Raw genomic sequence first — 17,123 nt, 5'->3', positions numbered from 1 at the left:
CAGCGGGTTCAGCAGGCGTCCGCCTTGGCGGGCACTGCGTAAAGGCTGGCCACGTCCAGCAAGCGCTGGGCATGTTCGATGAGCGGCAGATCCACCATTTCGCCGTCCACCTGCACCGCATGGGAGCCGCTGGCCACGGCCCGCATCACGCGATCGGCCCAGGCCAGTTGCCCCGCATTGGGCAGGAAGGCCCGCTGGACCGTGTTCAATTGCGCGGGATGGATACACAGCTTGGCGCCAAAGCCCAGGGACCTTGCGTAATGCGCATCGTGGTTGACCATCGCCAGGTCGCTGATGGCCGGTGTCACACCATCGATCGGCGCAGGCAAACCGGCCGTGCGCGATGCCAGCACGATCCGATTGCGGGCGAACAGAAACGCCTCGGGCACCTGGCTGCAGTTGATGTCGAGGGAAAAATCCAGCGAACCGAACGCCAGGCGCGACAGCCCGGCAATGCCGGCAATCGCCTCGACCTGCTGCAAGCCCTTGGCCGTCTCGATGATGGCGACGATCTGCAACCCGGGCTGCCACGCCAACAACTGCTCGACCATTTGGCACAAGGCCTCGCCGTACTGCGCCTTGGGCAAGAAAATCCCCGCGCAACGCTCGGGATAGCGCATGTCTCCCAGCCATGTCAGGTCTTGGCGCAGGAAGGTGCTGGCAACGCTGTTCAGGCGGATGTAGCGCTGGCAAGCAACACTCGGCACGCTTTCCTGCCAAGCCCAAATGGCCGCTCGGGCCGCGGCTTTGCTGTCGGGATGAACGGCATCCTCGAGGTCGAGAATGATCGCGTCTGGCGTCGCGTCGACCGCCTTGGCGAACCGTTCGGGGCGGTTGCCGGGAACGAACAGGTAGCTGATGGGAAGCGTGGCGCCGGTATGGGGACGTTCAGTTGTCATGGAGCTCTCCTGGGGGTGCGTCAATGGTGATCAGCGAAAATTTCATGTACCTCAGGCAGGGAAATCCCGGTCTCGGCTGCGGCCTGTTCCAGCGCTCCTTAATTCCTTTTCCATCAAGGCATTAAGGTATTTCTTCTACTGCGCAAGAACGCTTACAAGCACCTGCAAACAAGCGTTTATGCACGCTCGTTCAGCGAGTAAATATTTAAAATTTTTGAAAACCTTACTTGATAATCGTTCGCGTTAGCAATATGGTTCTCGCCATCGAGCTGATGCAAGCCAATCTTCAAAGGAAGTTTTCGTCATCACAGGAAGTGCATAGCAATGATGTCATTTGAATGCCAGTGATTGGCTGTTTAAACGGACCCGCCATCCGTCGATGGCGGCTATTCCGCTCTTCGGACAAACCTTAGGGAATGGGTTTCTTATGCCGTATTTCGTGAAATATTTATTACGTCCGGCCTGATGAATTTATCGTCAGGCTTGGTTTGGTTTACACCGCCAAACACTGAAATTTCTTACGCCTGAAATTTACATCTGCCTCGACAACAGCGGTTGTCTAACTATGAAAAATGGCATGTTCGACGCCAGGGGTTAACGATGCCTAATGTTTCTACACCAACATCCAACAACCGAACCAAAGTGCATCAACCCAGACTGTTGACGCCCCTCCTCGACCCGGCGATCGAACAATTCATTCATGATCATTCACAAAGACTTGTAGAACTTGTTTCACAACATGGATCACCCCTCAACCTGATGTGGCCCCACGCATTTAAAGCCAATACGGTGGCGCTAAAGAGTGTGTTGAAGAGATATGACGTGGATCACCTCATCTTCTATGGCGCCAAAGCCAACAAGTCCCAGTGCCTGCTTCGCGCGGCAGAGGATTTGGGCATCGGCGTCGATGTGTCGAGTATTCACGAACTGAACGCAGCCCGGCGCGCCGGCACGGCGGGAGCGCTTTTGTGCGCAACGGGACCGGCCAAAACGACTGTTTTCCACCGGGCACTGGTGGAGGCCGGTTCACTGATTTGTGTGGATTCACTGGAAGAATTCGCTCATCTCAAAACGCTGGTAAAAAACACGCGCCCTCCCCTACAGGCCAGGGTTTTACTGCGGTACCGGCCGCTGAGCTGCCTGGCGAGCCGTTTCGGAATGGGCACCGATGACTTGCTGGAGTGCCTGCGACAATTGACCGAAGAAGGCGAACATTTTCACTTCGAAGGTTTCCATTTCCATCTGGGCGGCTACGGGTACGAAACCCGGGTACAGGCCTTCAGTGAGGTGACCGCCTTTGTCGAGGCGGCGCACGAAATGGGCTTGAATCCCAGCATGATCGACATAGGTGGAGGGCTGCCTATTCGTTATGTCGATCCCGAGATCTATAACAGTTTTCTGCAGAACGACAATAAACCCGGTCATTACTACAACCATTCAGTGCCCGAGTCGTTTTATCCCTATGGCGGCAGTTTGACAGCCAGCCAGTGGTTGGAACTTTTCCTGGAATCCGATCATTCATCCGGGCGTTCCATAGCGAATTACTTAAAGTCGCGCAATATCACTTTATCGTTGCAACCCGGTCGAAGCCTGGTGGATCAAGCCGCCATCTCGGTATTTCGAGTGACCCGCACCAAAAAGCTGGCCGACAATAAAACCGTGATCTTCGTCGAGGGCAGTAGTTTCAGCGCGTGTGAAACCTGGTTCGCGTCTGAATATCTGGTCGATCCCATCTTGATAAGCGCAACGCAATCGCCCCATAACCCGACTCAGGCATACATCGCCGGCCATAGTTGCCTGGATGATGACGTCATCAGTTATCGCCTTATCAACTTCGAATATTTACCCCAGCCCGGCGACTTATTGATCTACGCCAATACCGCCGGTTATCAGATGGATTTGCTGGAAAACGAATTCCATCGCCACCCCCTACCCCGTCGATTAATGGCGACTTGTTGTACACAAGGCCACTACGCGTTTTCACCTGACTGCTAAAGGGAGTACTTCACATGATACTTAATAAAGTTTCCGATCTGATCGGTAATACCCCCATGCTGGGCATTGATATACCCGACACTCATGCCAGGCTGTTGCTCAAGATTGAAAAGAACAACCCCGGCGGCAGCATCAAGGACCGCATGGCGCGGAACATGGTACTGGCCGCGCTCAAGTCCGGACGCTTGAAGCCCGGCGGCGTGGTCGTAGAGTCCTCTTCCGGCAACACCGGCATCGGCCTGGCCATGGCCGCTGTCGAATTCGGCCTGCATTTTATCGCCGTGGTCGACCACCACGCCGCCCAGGACAAGATCGCCATCATGAAAGCGCTGGGCGCCGACGTTCGATTTGTCGCCGGCCACTATCGCGAGGATGAAGTTGCGGTAGTCGAGCGCCAACGTATGGCTGCCGAACTCGCGGAACAGATCCCGGGAGCGGTGTTCATGAACCAGTCGGACAATGCTGCCAATGCCGGCGGCTACAGCGACTTCGTGCGCGAAACCATTGCCCAGGTGGAAGGCAAGGTTGGTGCCTATGTCGGTTGTGTCGGCACCGGCGGCTCGATGACCGGCATCGCCCGCGGGCTGAAACTGCACAACCCCGACACCGTGACCGTCGCCGTGGAACCCGCCGGTTCCATTGTCTTCGGTCATCCCGGCTACCCGTACTATCAATCCGGCACCGGTACCCCGGCCGGCGACACCGTGGGCCTGGTGCTCGACTACAGCTGCATCGACCTGGGCGTCCAGGTCACCGATTCCCAAGCCTTCGAAACCGCCCGCTATATCGCGCGCAACCTCGGGCTGCTGGTGGGCGGCTCGACCGGCGGGGCGATTTTCAAGGCTCTGGAATTCATTCACAAAGGTGTGCTGACCGGCAATGTCGTGGTCCCGATCGCCGACGGCGGCGAGAAGTACCTGCACACCGTGTTCGACGATCAATGGCTGCAAGAGCGCGACTTGCTCGACCCTGGCGTCGCCGTGCAACTGGACGGCTGGCTGGGCAAGACCCAATGGCTGGAATCCAGTTCTGCGCCGCTGCAATTGAGTGTCGCATGATCCTCCACCCACACAGGAACGCCTCTTCATGAACGTGCTGAAAGTCGCCATTTGCGGCGGTGGCAGAACCGGCCATCTCAATGCCGTCCTGTTCAAGCAATTACCTGATGTCCAGGTGTCGCTGCTCACCAGCAACCAGGACATCCTCGACCTCCATGCCGGCCAATCTCCCATGCAGGCGTTGATGCCTGATGGCTCGACGCTGAGCGCACGGCCGGACCGGGTAACCACCGAGGCAAAAATCGCCGTCGAGGACGCCGACCTCGTCATCATCACGGTGCCGGCCCATGCCCGGCCGCAGGTCCTGCAGGAGATCGCACCGCACCTGAGCACAACCAAGCCGGTGTACGTCGGCGCCATTCCAGGCTTCTGCGGTTTCGACTGGCTGGCCCAAGCCACACTGGCGGATAAACCGAACCTGGTGATCTGGGGCATGAAGGACGTCCCGCACACGGCGTTCGACCTGAAACCCGGACGCTCGGTAAAGATGGGCGGTGGCAAAAGCCAGCTATATGTCGCCACCCACGCCCGGGAAACCCAGGCGTCGCGCCAGCAGCTCCAACAGATGCTCAGCAGGCTGTACGGCCCTTGCGTGACCCTGCTCGACCATTACCTGGAGATCACCCTGACCCCGGGCAATCCGATCATGCACAGCTCGGTGATCTACGGCCTGATCGGCCCTTACGGCCAGTGGCATCGCAAGATCTTCCCGCAACGCCTGTGCTGGTGGACCGAGTGCCCGGAACTGGGCGCCTATTTCCTCGAGCGCATGGATGAAGAAAGCCAGAACCTGTGCGCAGTCATCAGCCAACGCATGGGCGTGGACCTGTCCTCGGTCAAGTCCTTGAAACAGGAGATCGTCGAGGCCTACGGCGAGCAGATCCGCGACCGCAGCAGCATGCTTTCGATCCTGCGCACCAACCGGGCCTACAACGACATCCTGGCGCCCATGGTGCCGGCCGACGGCAACCGCCCGGGCTATGTGATCGAGCGCCAGAGCCGAGCCTTCAATGAAGACGTCGCCTATGGCCTGGTCCTGCTGGTGGAAATGGCCAGGCGTTTCGAACTGAAAGTCCCCTACATCGAGGAAGTCCTGCAGTGGAGCATCGCCTACATGGAAGGCTTGCGCGACTCGGCACTGGACTACTTCCCGACCCACTGGCCGCGTTCGGCCTGAACCGGGCTTCACCCTCTTATTATTCATCGACGAGCAGATACCGCTATGGATGACTTCAAGACACTGGTCACTTATTCACGCAAAAACGCCATGCGACGCTTGGTTCGCTGCCTGTTTGCCGAGAACATCCTGGACCGTTCGGCCCTGAGCTTTTCCGCGGACGGCAGCGAGGCGACCTACCCGTTGAAAAATGCCCGGGCCCAGCTGTTTTTCTCGCAGATTACCCTGGCCCCCGCCGACACCTTGATCAGTGACGGCGACGTGGTCCTGCTGACCGACGAAGGCGTACGCCAAGTCATTCACAGCCATCAGGACTTGCTGGACGTGCTGCGCGACAGCTTCGACTTCGAACCCAGCGACGAAGGCGTGGCCGGCCTCAAGTCGGACATGGAAAACAGCCTGATGAACGATGCCCACGCCCGCCAGCATCGCCAGCAATGGAACGCGCGCCTAGCCCAGGCCGCCGAAAGCCACGGGCTCGCCAGCCTGACCGACTACCTGCGCCGACACACCAGCACCAAGGACGCCGCGATCCTGTTGGACCAATGGGGGTCGCTTGAAGGCCATCCGTATTATCCGACCTGGAAATCCCGTCCTGGCCTCAGCGATGCGGAGGTCGAACAACTGTCCCCCGAGTTCAACGCCCAGGTCCCCCTGCGCATCGCCGCATTGCGCGCCGACATGGCCAAAAGTGAAAGCATGCCCCACGTCACCAGCTACCACCGTTGGTTCGCCAGCAATTTCCCGGCGCAATGGGCGCAATGGACCGCCGCGCTCAATGCCAAGGGCCTGGACGAAAACCAATGGCTGCCGCTGCCCATCCATGCCTGGCATCTCCAGGCCTACGTGCTCAAGACCTTTGCCGCGGAAATCGAAGCCGGCATCCTGATCACCGAGGGCCCCGACCTCCAGACCCTGCCGACCATGTCCTATCGGACCATGATGCCGGTGCTGGACGAGACCGCGCCGCTGATCAAGTTGCCCATCGCCGTGTGGATGACCAGCGAGCTGCGCAGCCTACAAGCCAAGTCGATCCACATGGGCCCGCGGATCAGCACGGTGATCACGAAAATCCTCGCCGCCGAAAACGGCTTCCACCAGCGCCTGGAGATCTTCCCGGAAGAGATCGGCGTGCGGTACCGCAACGCGATCACCCAGGACGATGCCCCCGGACGGCACCTGTCAGTGGTCTATCGCGCCAGCCGGGCGGCGTTCGAACGCAACGACGATTGCCTGCCCATTACCGTGGCCTCGTTGTTCACCCGCCTGCCCGGCGGTCGCCCGCTGTTTACCGACCTGATAGAGCGCGATGGGGTTCGGGCCGATGCCCAGGGTGTTGAAGACTGGTTCCGGCAGTACGCCGCCGTGGTCACCCGCCCAGTGGTCGCGATCTACCTGATGTACGGCATCGGCCTCGAAGCCCATCAGCAAAACACCATGGTGCTGTTTGCCCCCGATGGCGAAGCGCGTAGCCTGTTGATCCGCGATTTCGGCGACGGCAGGACCTACGCGCCCCTGCTGGAAGAACGCGGGTACACCTTGCAACCTCATGTGCAGCCGGGCATCTTGCCGACCGTGTTCGTGGAAGATATCGAGCCGGTGCGTATGTTCGTGCTCGACGCGGCATTCCTTACCCACCTGCACGAGATCGCCTTGTGGCTGACACGGGAATACGGCTTGGGCGACACGCGACTGTGGAGGGTACTGCGGGAGGAAACCGAGGCGGCGTTCGAAGCCGTGCGCGAGCGTGTCGCCGCGCCATTGTGGGAGGCTGAACGCCAGGCGTTCATCCAGGCCCCGTGGCCGACCCGGTCGTTGTTGCGCATGCACCTGTTGCAGTACTCCAACTATCGTTTACAGCACACGCTGACCAACCCGCTTGCGAGCGTTTAATTACTGAGGCTGAGTCATGTCCCACGCAGGTGCCATCCAGGGTTCGAACGTCAGGATCCTGATTTACCTTCTATTCGCGATCCAGCTCATCTCCATGGGCGCGATGGAAATGAGCGGGCCGTTCTGGCCGGTCCACCTGCGCGGGCTGACGTCCTCGGAGTCGGTCTTCAGCTTCGCCAGCATCGCCGTGTATGTCGGGCCGATGCTGGGCATCATCCTGACCAGTGCCTTCTGGGGTCGTATCGGTGATCGCTACGGTCATAAGTTGATGATGATCCGCGCCCTGGCGGGCTTGTCATTGACTCAGCTCGGGCTAGCGCTGTGCAGCGACATCTGGATCATCCTGGTGCTGCGCTTCCTGCAGGGCGCCTTTGCCGGGTACATCGCCCCAGCCCAGGCCTATGGCGTCAGCATCGAGGACCCTTCGCGACGGGCGCGTCTGTTCGCGATCCTGCAAATATCCACCAACGTCGGCTCATTGCTCGGCGCGGTGGTCGGGGGCCTGATCCTCGACTACGCCACTTTCTTCTGGATCAACATCATCGCCTCGGCTTTGTGCGCGGTATGCACGGTGGTGGCCGCCGTGACCTTGCCGGACGTGCCACCGGTGAAAAAAACCGCGACCAGCCAGGCCCCGACGATAGCGAGCCGTACCGACAGCGTCTGGCAAGGAACGCCATTGCTGTCATTGCTGTGGGTCATGGGCATCCTGCTGTTGGCACGGATGCTGCCACAGACCTCATTCTCCTTGTATGTGAGCTCGGTATTCGATGTCAGCAACTCGGTGGTCGGCCTATGCTACGGCTTGCTGGCGCTGGGCTTCATCCTCTCGGCCACCGCCTGGTCGCGCTATTTCGAGCACCGTACCCAGCAGGACACCTTGCACCGCATCATCTACGTCGTGCTCGGTTGCATCGCCCTGACCGCCCTGGCGGGGGTCACGCGCAATGCCATCGTCTTTGTCGTCGTCTACTTCATCTGGGGAGTGCTGCTGGGGGCTACCACACCGGTGCTGATGGCGTTGATCTCGAAATCCGCCGACAGCGCGCGCCAAGGCCAAGTGCTGGGCATTGCCCAGGGCACCGCGCAGTTCGCCTCGATCGCGGGCATCTCGGCCGGTGGATTGCTCAGCCAGGTCTACGGTTTGCAATACACCTACCTGTTCGTTTGCCTGGCCTATGTGTTGGCCCTGGTTCCCATCGTCGCCTTGCGGTACTGGCCCGCGAGCCTGCAAGCCAGCCCCGCCCCGCCCGGGGAATGATCAAGGAGTTTGCTTTGAACATTGAACAACTGCGTGCCGATACGCCCGGTGTCGCGCACCTGGTCCATTTCAACAACGCCGGTGCGGCACTGATGCCTGAACCGGTGATCGAGGCCGTGACCAACCACCTGCAACGGGAGACGCGCCTCGGTGGTTACGAGGCTGCCGGGCAACAGGCCGCGGCGCTGGACAATGTCTACAACGCCATTGGCCGCCTGATCAACGCCCAGCCCGATGAAATCGCGGTGATCGAAAACGCCACCCGTGCCTGGGACATGGCCTTCTATTCATTGCCGCTGCGGCCCGGCGATGTGGTCCTGACGTCCACCACCGAATACGCCGGCAACTACATCCCCTACCTGCAACTGAAAAAACTCCGCGGTATCGAGCTGCGGATCATCCCCAACGATGAGCACGGCCAGGTGTCGCTGCCAGCCCTCAAGACGCTGCTGGAGGATGATCGCGTTGCCTTGGTGTCTTTGCCGGTGATCGCCACCAACGGCGGACCGGTCCAACCCGTCGAACAGATCGGCGCCCTGGTACGGGCCGCCGGGGTGCTGTTTCTGCTCGATGCCTGCCAAGGGGTCGGGCAAATGCCGATCGATGTGAAACGCATCGGCTGCCACATGCTCGCCGCGACCAGCCGTAAGTACTTGCGTGGCCCCAGGGGCATGGGTTTTCTCTATGTCGAAAAGGCCCTGTGCCAGAACCTTGAGCCGGTTTTTCTCGACCTGCATGCCGCCTCGCTGCAAACACCTGACACGTTCAGCCTGCGTGGCGATGCCAAGCGTTTCGAGAATTGGGAATGCAACGTGGCGGCCAAGCTGGGGCTCGGCGCGGCGGTGGACTATGCACTGGCCCAAGGCATCGAGCCGATGTGGCAGCGCATCCAACACCTGGCCAGCCATTTGCGCGAACGCCTGGCGGTGATTCCGACGGTCACGCTTCAAGACCAGGGCACGCTCCAATCCGGCATCGTCACATTCACCCACCGCCACGGCAGCGCGACCCAGGTCCAGCAATGGCTGGCGGGCCAGGCCAAACGGATCAACGTCAGCACCTCGACGTTCCGCTCGACGATGCTCGACATGCAGCAACGCGACTTGCTGGAAGTCAGCCGCGCCTCCGTACACGCCTACAATACCGAAGCTGAAATCGACACGCTGGCGGCCGCGCTGACGCACCTGTCGCGCGCCTGAGAGATGGTTCAGGGCTTTGCTCAAAACGATGGGAGCGAGCCTGCTCGCGATGGAGCCGGCACAGTCAACATCCCCGCAAGCTGACACATCGCTATCGCGAGCAAGCTCGCTCCCACAGGGGATTCAGTGTGTATCTCAAATCTCATCATCCCGGAAAACGGTGGGAGCGAGCTTGCTCGCGATGGCGCTGGCACAGTCAACATCCCCGCAAGCTGACACACCGCTATCGCGAGCAGGCTCGCTCCCGCAGGGGATTCAGTGTGTATCTCAAATCTCATAATCATCCCCGAAAACTGTGGGAGCGAGCTTGCTCGCGATGGCGTCGGCACAGTCAACATCTCCGCGAGCTGACACACCGCTATCGCGAGCAAGCTCGCTCCCAGTCGATGCCGCTTGCGTCGCGGGCAAGTTGTCCTTTAGCATTGGGAATACTTCTCAATTGCAAAAAACGCAACCATGAGCGAAACCCTGCCCGCGAACAACGACCAGCATCTGCGCGTGATCGAAGACCTGTACGCCGGCCATCACAGCTGGCTGTACAACACGCTGAAGAAGAAGCTGGGCAACGCCATGGATGCGGCGGACCTGGCGCAAGACACCTTCACGCGCATTCTCGCCTCCCAAGTCACGGCCATTGACCAGCCCCGGGCCTACCTGAGCTGCGTGGCCAAGGGCATTCTCATCAACTGGTATCAACGCAAGGCCCTGGAACGTGCCTACCTGGAGGCGCTCGCGCATTTGCCGGCCCAGGAAGTGCCGTCCCCTGAATTGCGCTTTCTGGTGCTGGAAACCCTGCACGAAATCGACGCCATGCTCGACACCCTCCCGGCGCCGGTCAAGCGGGCATTCCTGCTGTCGCAGATCGGCGGCCTGAAATACGACGACATCGCCCAACAGTTGAACGTCTCGCTGATCACGGTCAAGCGCTACATGAAGCAGGCATTCGTACAGTGCTTGATGCTGGTGGAATGAATGCTCACTCGTCGCCGTGAGCCGCCGCTCGACCCCAAGGTCCTCGAAGAAGCCGCCGAGTGGCTGATGCGCTTGAGCGAAAGCGACCTCAGTGACACCGAGCGCGTCGAATGGGAATGTTGGCGGGCCAGCAGCCCCGAGCGCGGTCGGGCCTGGTCTCGTGCGCAATTGCTGCAAAGCAAGCTCGGCGGCTTGCCACGCGCGTTGGCGATGTCGGCGCTGGATCGCCCAAGCAGCCCCGAACGGCGCGCGGCCCTCGGCAAACTGGCGTTGCTGCTGGCAGCGGTGCCTGTCGGTTGGGGCAGTTGGAAACTGGCGCAATCGCAGCAATGGTCCGCCGACTACCGCACCGCCATCGGCGAGCGCCGCGAGTTGACCCTGGCCGACGGCTCTCACCTCACCCTCAATACCGGCACGGCCCTCGACGTGCTGTTCGACACCCGACAGCGGCTCCTCCATGTGCGCGAAGGGGAAGTCCTGGTGCAGACCGCGCCGGATGCCTCACCACAGGCCCGACCGTTCCTGGTCAGCACCCGCGAGGGCCGGATGCAAGCCCTGGGTACGCGGTTCATCGTGCGCCAGCTGCCATCGCGCACCCATCTGGCGGTACTCGAAGGCGCGGTGCGGATTGAATTGACCGAGGCTCGCCAGGCCGCGCCGCTCATCGTCAACGCCGGACAGCGCACCGACTTCTCCTCCCAGGCCTTCGGCCCGTTGACCCCGACAGATCGCAACGCCAGCGCCTGGACCCAAGGCATGCTGATGGCCGACAGGATGCGCCTGGCGGATTTCGTCGCCGAACTGGCGCGCTATCGCCGGGGCTTCGTGCGTTGCGACCCGGCCATTGCCGAGCTGCGGGTGTCCGGCGCGTTTCCCATCAGCGATACCCAGCGCACGCTCAACATGCTGGTGCAAACCTACCCGGTCCTGGTCACCGGTCATTTGAGCGGTTACTGGGTGACGCTCTCCCCAGCCTGACCCCACAAAAAATTATTTGCTGCTCGGGTGATACTTTTTTTGATCTCAACTGGCAAAGAAAGGAATAACCATTTCATCTCGTCCATAGGGTCATCCATCCATGCTCGTTGCACGGCCCCTGCGTCCGGATCGTCCGTCCAAGCCCGTCATGCGCAGTGTGCTGTTGAGCCTTGCGTTGAGCGGGGTCACCGGGCCGTTCGCCTTCGCCGCCGCGCCCGCGCAACTGGAAACCGTCGCCCCCCGCGCCTATGACATCGCCCCGGGCCCGCTCGGCCCTGCCCTGTCGCGCTTTGCGGTGACCGCCGGCATTGCCCTGTCGTTCCAGCCCTCGATCACTGAGGGCCTGGTCAGCCCTGGGCTTTCCGGCACGTATCCGGCAGCGCAAGCACTCACCCGTCTGCTGGCCGACAGCGGCGTGGAGATGGTTGCCCGCGACGATGGCAGCTACACACTGGTGCTGCGCCAGGTGTCCCTGCCGCAGATCAGCGTCGATGCCGCCGGCAGACGCAGCACCGACCTGCCACCTGCCGACGCCAACGACCAGGTCGCCCGCGGCGCACGCCTCGGCCTGCTGGGCAACGCCGATGTGATGGATGCACCCTTCAGCGTCAGCAGCTACACCTCGACGATGATCAGGGATCAACAGGCGATCACCGTGGGCGACTTGCTGGAACGCGACGCTTCGGTGCGCTCCACTGGCCAGGCGGGCGGCATCGTCGACTCGTTCTTCATCCGCGGTTTTCCGCTGGGGGAAGGCAACCTCGGGGAGTTGGCTTTCGACGGTGTGTATGGCGTGGCATCCAATTACCGGGTGTTCACCGATTACGCCGAGCGCATCGAACTGGTCAAGGGGCCCGCCGCGCTGCTGTATGGCATGTCGCCCAACAGCGCCGTGGGCGGCGTGATCAACGTGGTCCCCAAGCGCGCCCTCGACGAGGACCTGACCCGATTCACCAGCCGCTACGCCACGGACTCGCAACTGGGCGGCCACCTCGACATCAGTCGGCGCTTTGGCGAAGACCGCCGGTTCGGGATCAGGCTCAACGGTAGCCTGCAGCAGGGTGACACGGCCATCGACAAGCAGTCCCGAGACGTCGGTACCGGCGCCATGGCCCTGGATTACCAAGGTGATAGCCTGCGCATGACCCTGGACCTGATCAGCCAGGATGAAAAATTCGACGCCGCCTCACGCCCTTTTCTGATCGCCCCTGGCGTGCAAATTCCCTCCGCCGCCAACGGCCGCACCAGTGTCAGCCAGGACTGGGGACGCTCCCGGGCCCGGGACAAATCGGCGTTGCTGAGTGGCGAGTACGACCTCAGCGACCAACTGACTCTGTTTGCCCACGCCGGCGGCGGAAAATCCGAGGTTGAGCGCATGTCCGACCAGACCCCGACCATCATCAACGCCGCCGGCGACACGTCATCGGTTCCCGGTTATTACAAATTCAACGTCCAACGCTACACCGTCGATGCCGGCGCGCGCCTGGGCTTCGACACCGGGCCGGTCAGCCACCACGCGGTGCTGCAAGTCAGCCGTTATCGCGATGAATTGTCCCGGGGCATTGTTTCCGGCCCCGCCATCCTCTCGAACATCTATCACCCGGTCGACCGGCCCAGGCCCAACCTCGCCGAACCTCACACGCCAAAAGTCTCCGAAAGCGAACTGTCGGGCGTCGCCCTGGCCGACACCTTGTCGGTGCTCGATGAGCGCCTGCAAGTCACCCTCGGGTTGCGCCGGCAAAACATCCAGTCGGACAACTACAACACCACCGTCGCCACCCCGTCCTACGATAAAAGCAAGACCACCCCACTGCTCGGTATCGTCGCCAAGCCCTGGGACCATGTCGCGCTGTACTACAACTACATCGAAGGCCTGAGCAAGGGCGACATCGCGCCGTCTGCCGCCACGAACGCCGAAGAGGTTTTTTCACCCTACATCTCCCGCCAGCAGGAGATCGGGGTCAAGGTCGACTACGAACGTTTCATGGCCACGCTGGCGCTGTTCCAGATCAAGAAACCCAGCGGTGAATTGTCGTCCGGGGTGTTTTCGGTCCAGGCCCAGCAACGCAACCGTGGCGTGGAACTGAACCTGTCCGGCGAGATTGCCCGGGGCACGCGCCTGCTCGGTGGCGTGACGCTACTCGACGGGGAACTGACCCGTACCAGCGTGGCCGCCAACCGCGGCAATACACCGGTGGGCGTGCCCAAGGTCCAGGCCAACCTCTGGGCCGAGTGGGACACCCCGGGCATCGATGGGCTGACCCTGACCAGCGGTGCGATCTACACCGCCAGCCAGTACGTCGACCAGGCCAACACCCAGGAGCTGGACGCCTGGACCCGCTTCGATGTCGGTGCCCGTTATGTCACGCGCATTGCCGAGCGGCCCACGACATTTCGCGCCACGGTGCAGAACGTCTTTGACCGCGCCTATTGGTCGGGGGTCGCGTCCTATGGCGCGTTTTCCCAAGGCGCACCGCGCACGCTGTTGTTATCCGCCACCGTTGATTTCTGAAACCTGCGGGCCGGGCGGCGACTTGCGCCGTTGTCCGGTCCGGCTTTTGTAAAGGCCTGAACCATGGTTACTGCTTTTCGCCGCCCGCACACCCTCGCCGCCCTGCTGTTCGCCGGGCTGCTCGGTGTGTCGTTTCTCTCGCTGACGCCCCACGATGCCTTGGCCGCCGAGGCGGACCCTGCCCTGGGCAGCGTGACCGACCTGCTCGGGCGCCAGGTCAAGGTCCACCTCCCGGTCAGACGGGTGATCCTCGGCGAAGGCCGCCAGTTGTACCTGGTGGCGGCGCTGGACACGCAAAATCCCATCGAACGCATCGTCGGCTGGCGCAAGGACCTGATCCAGTCGGATCCGGACACCTACGGCGCCTACCTGCGCAAATTTCCCGACATTGCCAAGATCCCGACCTTCGGCGGGTTCGAGGACGGCACCTTCGACATTGAACAAGCCATCTCCCAGCGTCCGGATGTGATCATCCTCAATATCGAAGCCCAGCACGCCACCGAGGATGCGCGCTACATCGAGAAGCTCGACGCCTTGGGCATCCCGGTGGTCTACGTGGACTTTCGCAACAACCCGATGCAGAACACCGAGCCGACCATGCGCCTGTTCGGCCAGTTGTTCGGCAAGCAAGCCCGTGCCGAAGCCTTCATCGATTTTCGCAACCAACAGATTCGACGGGTCACCGACGTCATTGAAGCGCGCCACCCTGCCCGGCCAAAGGTCTTCATCGAACGCATCGGCGGCTACACCGATGATTGCTGCCTGAGCTTCGGCAACGAGAACTTCGGCCTGTTCGTCGAAATGGCCGGTGGCGACAACATCGCCAAAGGCATCATCCCCACCACATTCGGCCAGTTGAATGCCGAGCAAGTGGTGGCCGCCAACCCGGCGCAGGTGGTGGTTACCAGTGCCAACTGGGAAGCCTTTGCACCCGGTGGCCATTGGGTAGGCGTCGGCCCCGGGGCGGACATGGCCCAAGCCAGGAAAAAACTGGCGTGGTACACCCAGCGACCGGCCTACGCCGGCATCAAGGCCCAGGACGACCAAGCGTTCCACGCCATTTGGCATCAGTTCTACAACAGCCCCTACCAGTTCGTGGCTATCCAGCAATTGGCCAAGTGGTTTCACCCGACGTTGTTCGCCGACCTGGACCCGGACGCCTCGTTCCGCCAATTGCACGAGCAGTTCCTGCCGGTCCCTTATGAGCCGGGTTACGCCGTCAGCCTGGGCCAGACCGAGGACCAGCCATGATGTCGTTGAACGAGCCCCTGGTCATGCAGCGTGACACCTACCGGCGCCTGGTGCTGCGCAAGCGGCTCATTCTCGGCGGGCTCACGCTGTTGCTGATCAGCAGCGTCCTGCTCGACCTGGCCCTCGGGCCGGCACGCTACAGCCTCGACGAAGTGCTCGGTGCGCTGTTTTCACCGGACAGCGCATCGCCCCAGGTCCGCGTGGTGATGTGGGACATCCGCCTGCCTGTGGCGCTGATGGCCGTTGCGGTCGGCGCCGCGTTGTCATTGGCCGGCGCGCAGATGCAGACGATCCTCAACAACCCGCTGGCCAGCCCGTTCACCCTGGGCATTTCCGCCGCCGCCAGTTTCGGTGCGGCCATGGGACTGGCGTTTGGCGTGGCCTTGTTCCCGCTGGCGGCGCAGTACATGGTGCCGGTGAACGCGTTCATCATGGCCATGCTGTCGGCATTGCTGATCCACTTCCTGAGCCTGCGCCGCGGTGTCACCGCCGAAACCATCGTGCTGCTCGGCATCGCCCTGGTGTTCACCTTCAACGCGTTACTGGCGCTGGTGCAATTCTTCGCCACCGAGCAAGCCGTGGCCGCCGTGGTGTTCTGGACGATGGGCAGCCTGACCAAAGCCACCTGGCCCAAACTCGGGGTGATCTGCCTGGTGATCCTGGTCACCCTGCCGATTTTCGCCCGGCGCGCCTGGGCCTTGACCGCGCTGCGGCTGGGGGACGACAAGGCCGCGAGTTTCGGCATCAACGTGCGCAGCCTGCGCTTTCAGACGCTGATCATGGTCAGCCTGCTCGCCTCGTTCCCGGTGGCGTTCGTCGGCACGATCGGCTTCATCGGCCTGGTCGGCCCGCACATCGCGCGGATGCTGATCGGTGAGGACCAACGGTTCTTCCTGCCGGCGTCCTTGTTGACCGGCGCACTGATTCTGTCCGCCAGTTCAGTGATCAGCAAAACCCTGATCCCTGGGGCCATTTTCCCCATCGGCGTGGTGACGTCGCTGATCGGCGTGCCCTTCTTCATCTCCTTGATTCTCGGCGGGAAGAAAAACTCATGGTAACGATCCGGCTGGAGAATCTCGGGGCCCGCTATGGCCAGCGCACGGTCATTCACGGCGTGACCACGGCAGCTTTTGTCGGCGGCCAGGTGGTGGCGGTAGTCGGCCCCAACGCGGCGGGCAAATCCACCTTGTTCAAGCGCATGGCCGGGTTGATCGACGGCCCCGGACAGGTGGTCCTGGAGGGCTCGAAAAAGGGACCGCTGGGGATCAGCTACATGCCCCAGGGCTTGAACGCCAGCGCCCGGCTGACGGTGTACGAGTCGGTGCTGCTGGCGCGCAAGCAGCTCACACCGGGCTGGGTCGTCCATGATGATGAATTGAAGCGGGTGGACGACATTCTCGCCGCGCTGGGCATCACTGAGTTGTCGTTCCGTAATCTCGGAGAGCTTAGCGGCGGACAGCAGCAACTGGTGTCGATCGCCCAGACCCTGGTGCGCGAACCGGAGATCCTGTTGATGGATGAGCCGACCAGCGCCCTGGACATGCATCGGCAAGTCCAGGTGCTGAATTTCATGCGGGCCCTGGCGCGCAAGCGCCAGGTCATTGTGTTCATCGCCATCCATGACCTGAACCAGGCGCTGCGCTTTGCCGACCAAGTGCTGATCATCGCCGACAGCACCGCCCAGGGCAGCGGCCCGAGCGCCGAGGTGATTACCGAGTCGATGCTGCGCCAGGTCTACAAGGTCGAAGCGCGGATCGAACAATGCAGCCGCGGCGAGCGCCACATCCTGATCGACGATATCGTTTGAGCGTACACCCGGGCCTTGCACCAAAGGCCCGGGACTTACCTGGATAACCAAGCCAACGATCTCATTCACGTTACGATTGATGTCCTCGGACACCGCGTTCTGCTCTTCGGCTGTACAGGCC

The 17,123-nt window shown here is 61.6% G+C and carries 13 protein-coding genes; 12 read left to right on the top strand and 1 reads right to left on the bottom strand.

All coding sequences use genetic code 11. From position 1 onward, the window contains the following. Window positions 1–8 precede the first annotated feature (8 nt). Complete coding sequence (locus BLQ55_RS20325) at window positions 9–899, bottom strand: HpcH/HpaI aldolase/citrate lyase family protein (protein ID WP_092256359.1); 891 nt, start codon at window positions 897–899, stop codon at window positions 9–11. A gap of 600 nt (window positions 900–1,499) precedes the next feature. Between BLQ55_RS20325 and BLQ55_RS20320 the strand changes: the two genes are divergently transcribed. The 12 genes from BLQ55_RS20320 to BLQ55_RS20265 all read left to right on the top strand — a co-directional run bounded on the left by BLQ55_RS20320 (window position 1,500) and on the right by BLQ55_RS20265 (window position 17,002). Continuing rightward, a complete protein-coding gene (locus BLQ55_RS20320) occupies window positions 1,500–2,894 on the top strand; it encodes a type III PLP-dependent enzyme domain-containing protein (protein ID WP_092256356.1) in 1,395 nt (464 codons plus the stop codon). Window positions 2,895–2,908: 14 nt separating this feature from the next. Beyond that, window positions 2,909–3,952, top strand: coding sequence for a PLP-dependent cysteine synthase family protein (locus BLQ55_RS20315; RefSeq protein WP_092256353.1), 1,044 nt, complete (start codon window positions 2,909–2,911; stop codon window positions 3,950–3,952). 28 nt (window positions 3,953–3,980) lie between these two features. Beyond that, a complete protein-coding gene (locus BLQ55_RS20310) occupies window positions 3,981–5,129 on the top strand; it encodes an NAD/NADP octopine/nopaline dehydrogenase family protein (RefSeq protein WP_092256349.1) in 1,149 nt (382 codons plus the stop codon). Between the two features lie 45 nt (window positions 5,130–5,174). Further along, window positions 5,175–7,022: an IucA/IucC family protein gene (locus tag BLQ55_RS20305; protein ID WP_092256347.1), complete on the top strand. Its 1,848-nt coding sequence runs from the start codon at window positions 5,175–5,177 to the stop codon at window positions 7,020–7,022. Between the two features lie 16 nt (window positions 7,023–7,038). After that, entirely contained in the window at window positions 7,039–8,283 is a 1,245-nt protein-coding gene (locus tag BLQ55_RS20300) for an MFS transporter (protein WP_092256343.1), read from the top strand. A 14-nt stretch (window positions 8,284–8,297) separates the two neighbouring features. Further along, on the top strand, window positions 8,298–9,482 hold the full coding sequence (locus BLQ55_RS20295) for an aminotransferase class V-fold PLP-dependent enzyme (RefSeq protein ID WP_092256340.1): 1,185 nt from the start codon (window positions 8,298–8,300) through the stop codon (window positions 9,480–9,482). A 456-nt stretch (window positions 9,483–9,938) separates the two neighbouring features. After that, window positions 9,939–10,454, top strand: a complete 516-nt coding sequence (locus tag BLQ55_RS20290; RefSeq protein WP_092256337.1) for a sigma-70 family RNA polymerase sigma factor — start codon at window positions 9,939–9,941, stop codon at window positions 10,452–10,454. Continuing rightward, window positions 10,455–11,432, top strand: a complete 978-nt coding sequence (locus BLQ55_RS20285) for a FecR domain-containing protein (RefSeq protein WP_092256335.1) — start codon at window positions 10,455–10,457, stop codon at window positions 11,430–11,432. 100 nt (window positions 11,433–11,532) lie between these two features. Then, window positions 11,533–13,944 (top strand): TonB-dependent receptor, encoded by a 2,412-nt coding sequence (locus BLQ55_RS20280; RefSeq protein ID WP_092256332.1) that lies wholly within the window; start codon window positions 11,533–11,535, stop codon window positions 13,942–13,944. 63 nt (window positions 13,945–14,007) lie between these two features. After that, complete coding sequence (locus BLQ55_RS20275; protein ID WP_092256330.1) at window positions 14,008–15,195, top strand: ABC transporter substrate-binding protein; 1,188 nt, start codon at window positions 14,008–14,010, stop codon at window positions 15,193–15,195. After that, window positions 15,192–16,253: a FecCD family ABC transporter permease gene (locus tag BLQ55_RS20270; protein ID WP_092256326.1), complete on the top strand. Its 1,062-nt coding sequence runs from the start codon at window positions 15,192–15,194 to the stop codon at window positions 16,251–16,253. Before BLQ55_RS20275 ends, BLQ55_RS20270 begins: the two co-directional genes overlap by 4 nt. Continuing rightward, window positions 16,247–17,002, top strand: coding sequence for an ABC transporter ATP-binding protein (locus BLQ55_RS20265; RefSeq protein ID WP_092256323.1), 756 nt, complete (start codon window positions 16,247–16,249; stop codon window positions 17,000–17,002). Before BLQ55_RS20270 ends, BLQ55_RS20265 begins: the two co-directional genes overlap by 7 nt. Window positions 17,003–17,123 lie beyond the last annotated feature (121 nt).

The sequence above is a fragment of the Pseudomonas sp. NFACC13-1 genome, from assembly GCF_900104425.1.
Lineage (GTDB): Bacteria > Pseudomonadota > Gammaproteobacteria > Pseudomonadales > Pseudomonadaceae > Aquipseudomonas > Aquipseudomonas fluorescens_AA.
This window is presented reverse-complemented; position numbering and strand designations above follow the sequence as displayed.

What these genes read in the sequence shown, in the direction of transcription:
- BLQ55_RS20315 (WP_092256353.1), top strand. Translation starts at nt 2,909, where the DNA reads ATGATACTTAATAAAGTTTCCGATCTGATCGGTAATACCCCCATGCTG.
- BLQ55_RS20300 (WP_092256343.1), top strand. Translation starts at nt 7,039, where the DNA reads ATGTCCCACGCAGGTGCCATCCAGGGTTCGAACGTCAGGATCCTGATT.
- BLQ55_RS20270 (WP_092256326.1), top strand. Translation starts at nt 15,192, where the DNA reads ATGATGTCGTTGAACGAGCCCCTGGTCATGCAGCGTGACACCTACCGG.
- BLQ55_RS20275 (WP_092256330.1), top strand. Translation starts at nt 14,008, where the DNA reads ATGGTTACTGCTTTTCGCCGCCCGCACACCCTCGCCGCCCTGCTGTTC.
- BLQ55_RS20310 (WP_092256349.1), top strand. Translation starts at nt 3,981, where the DNA reads ATGAACGTGCTGAAAGTCGCCATTTGCGGCGGTGGCAGAACCGGCCAT.
- BLQ55_RS20320 (WP_092256356.1), top strand. Translation starts at nt 1,500, where the DNA reads ATGCCTAATGTTTCTACACCAACATCCAACAACCGAACCAAAGTGCAT.
- BLQ55_RS20325 (WP_092256359.1), bottom strand. Translation starts at nt 899, where the DNA reads ATGACAACTGAACGTCCCCATACCGGCGCCACGCTTCCCATCAGCTAC.
- BLQ55_RS20290 (WP_092256337.1), top strand. Translation starts at nt 9,939, where the DNA reads ATGAGCGAAACCCTGCCCGCGAACAACGACCAGCATCTGCGCGTGATC.
- BLQ55_RS20265 (WP_092256323.1), top strand. Translation starts at nt 16,247, where the DNA reads ATGGTAACGATCCGGCTGGAGAATCTCGGGGCCCGCTATGGCCAGCGC.
- BLQ55_RS20305 (WP_092256347.1), top strand. Translation starts at nt 5,175, where the DNA reads ATGGATGACTTCAAGACACTGGTCACTTATTCACGCAAAAACGCCATG.
- BLQ55_RS20285 (WP_092256335.1), top strand. Translation starts at nt 10,455, where the DNA reads ATGCTCACTCGTCGCCGTGAGCCGCCGCTCGACCCCAAGGTCCTCGAA.
- BLQ55_RS20280 (WP_092256332.1), top strand. Translation starts at nt 11,533, where the DNA reads ATGCTCGTTGCACGGCCCCTGCGTCCGGATCGTCCGTCCAAGCCCGTC.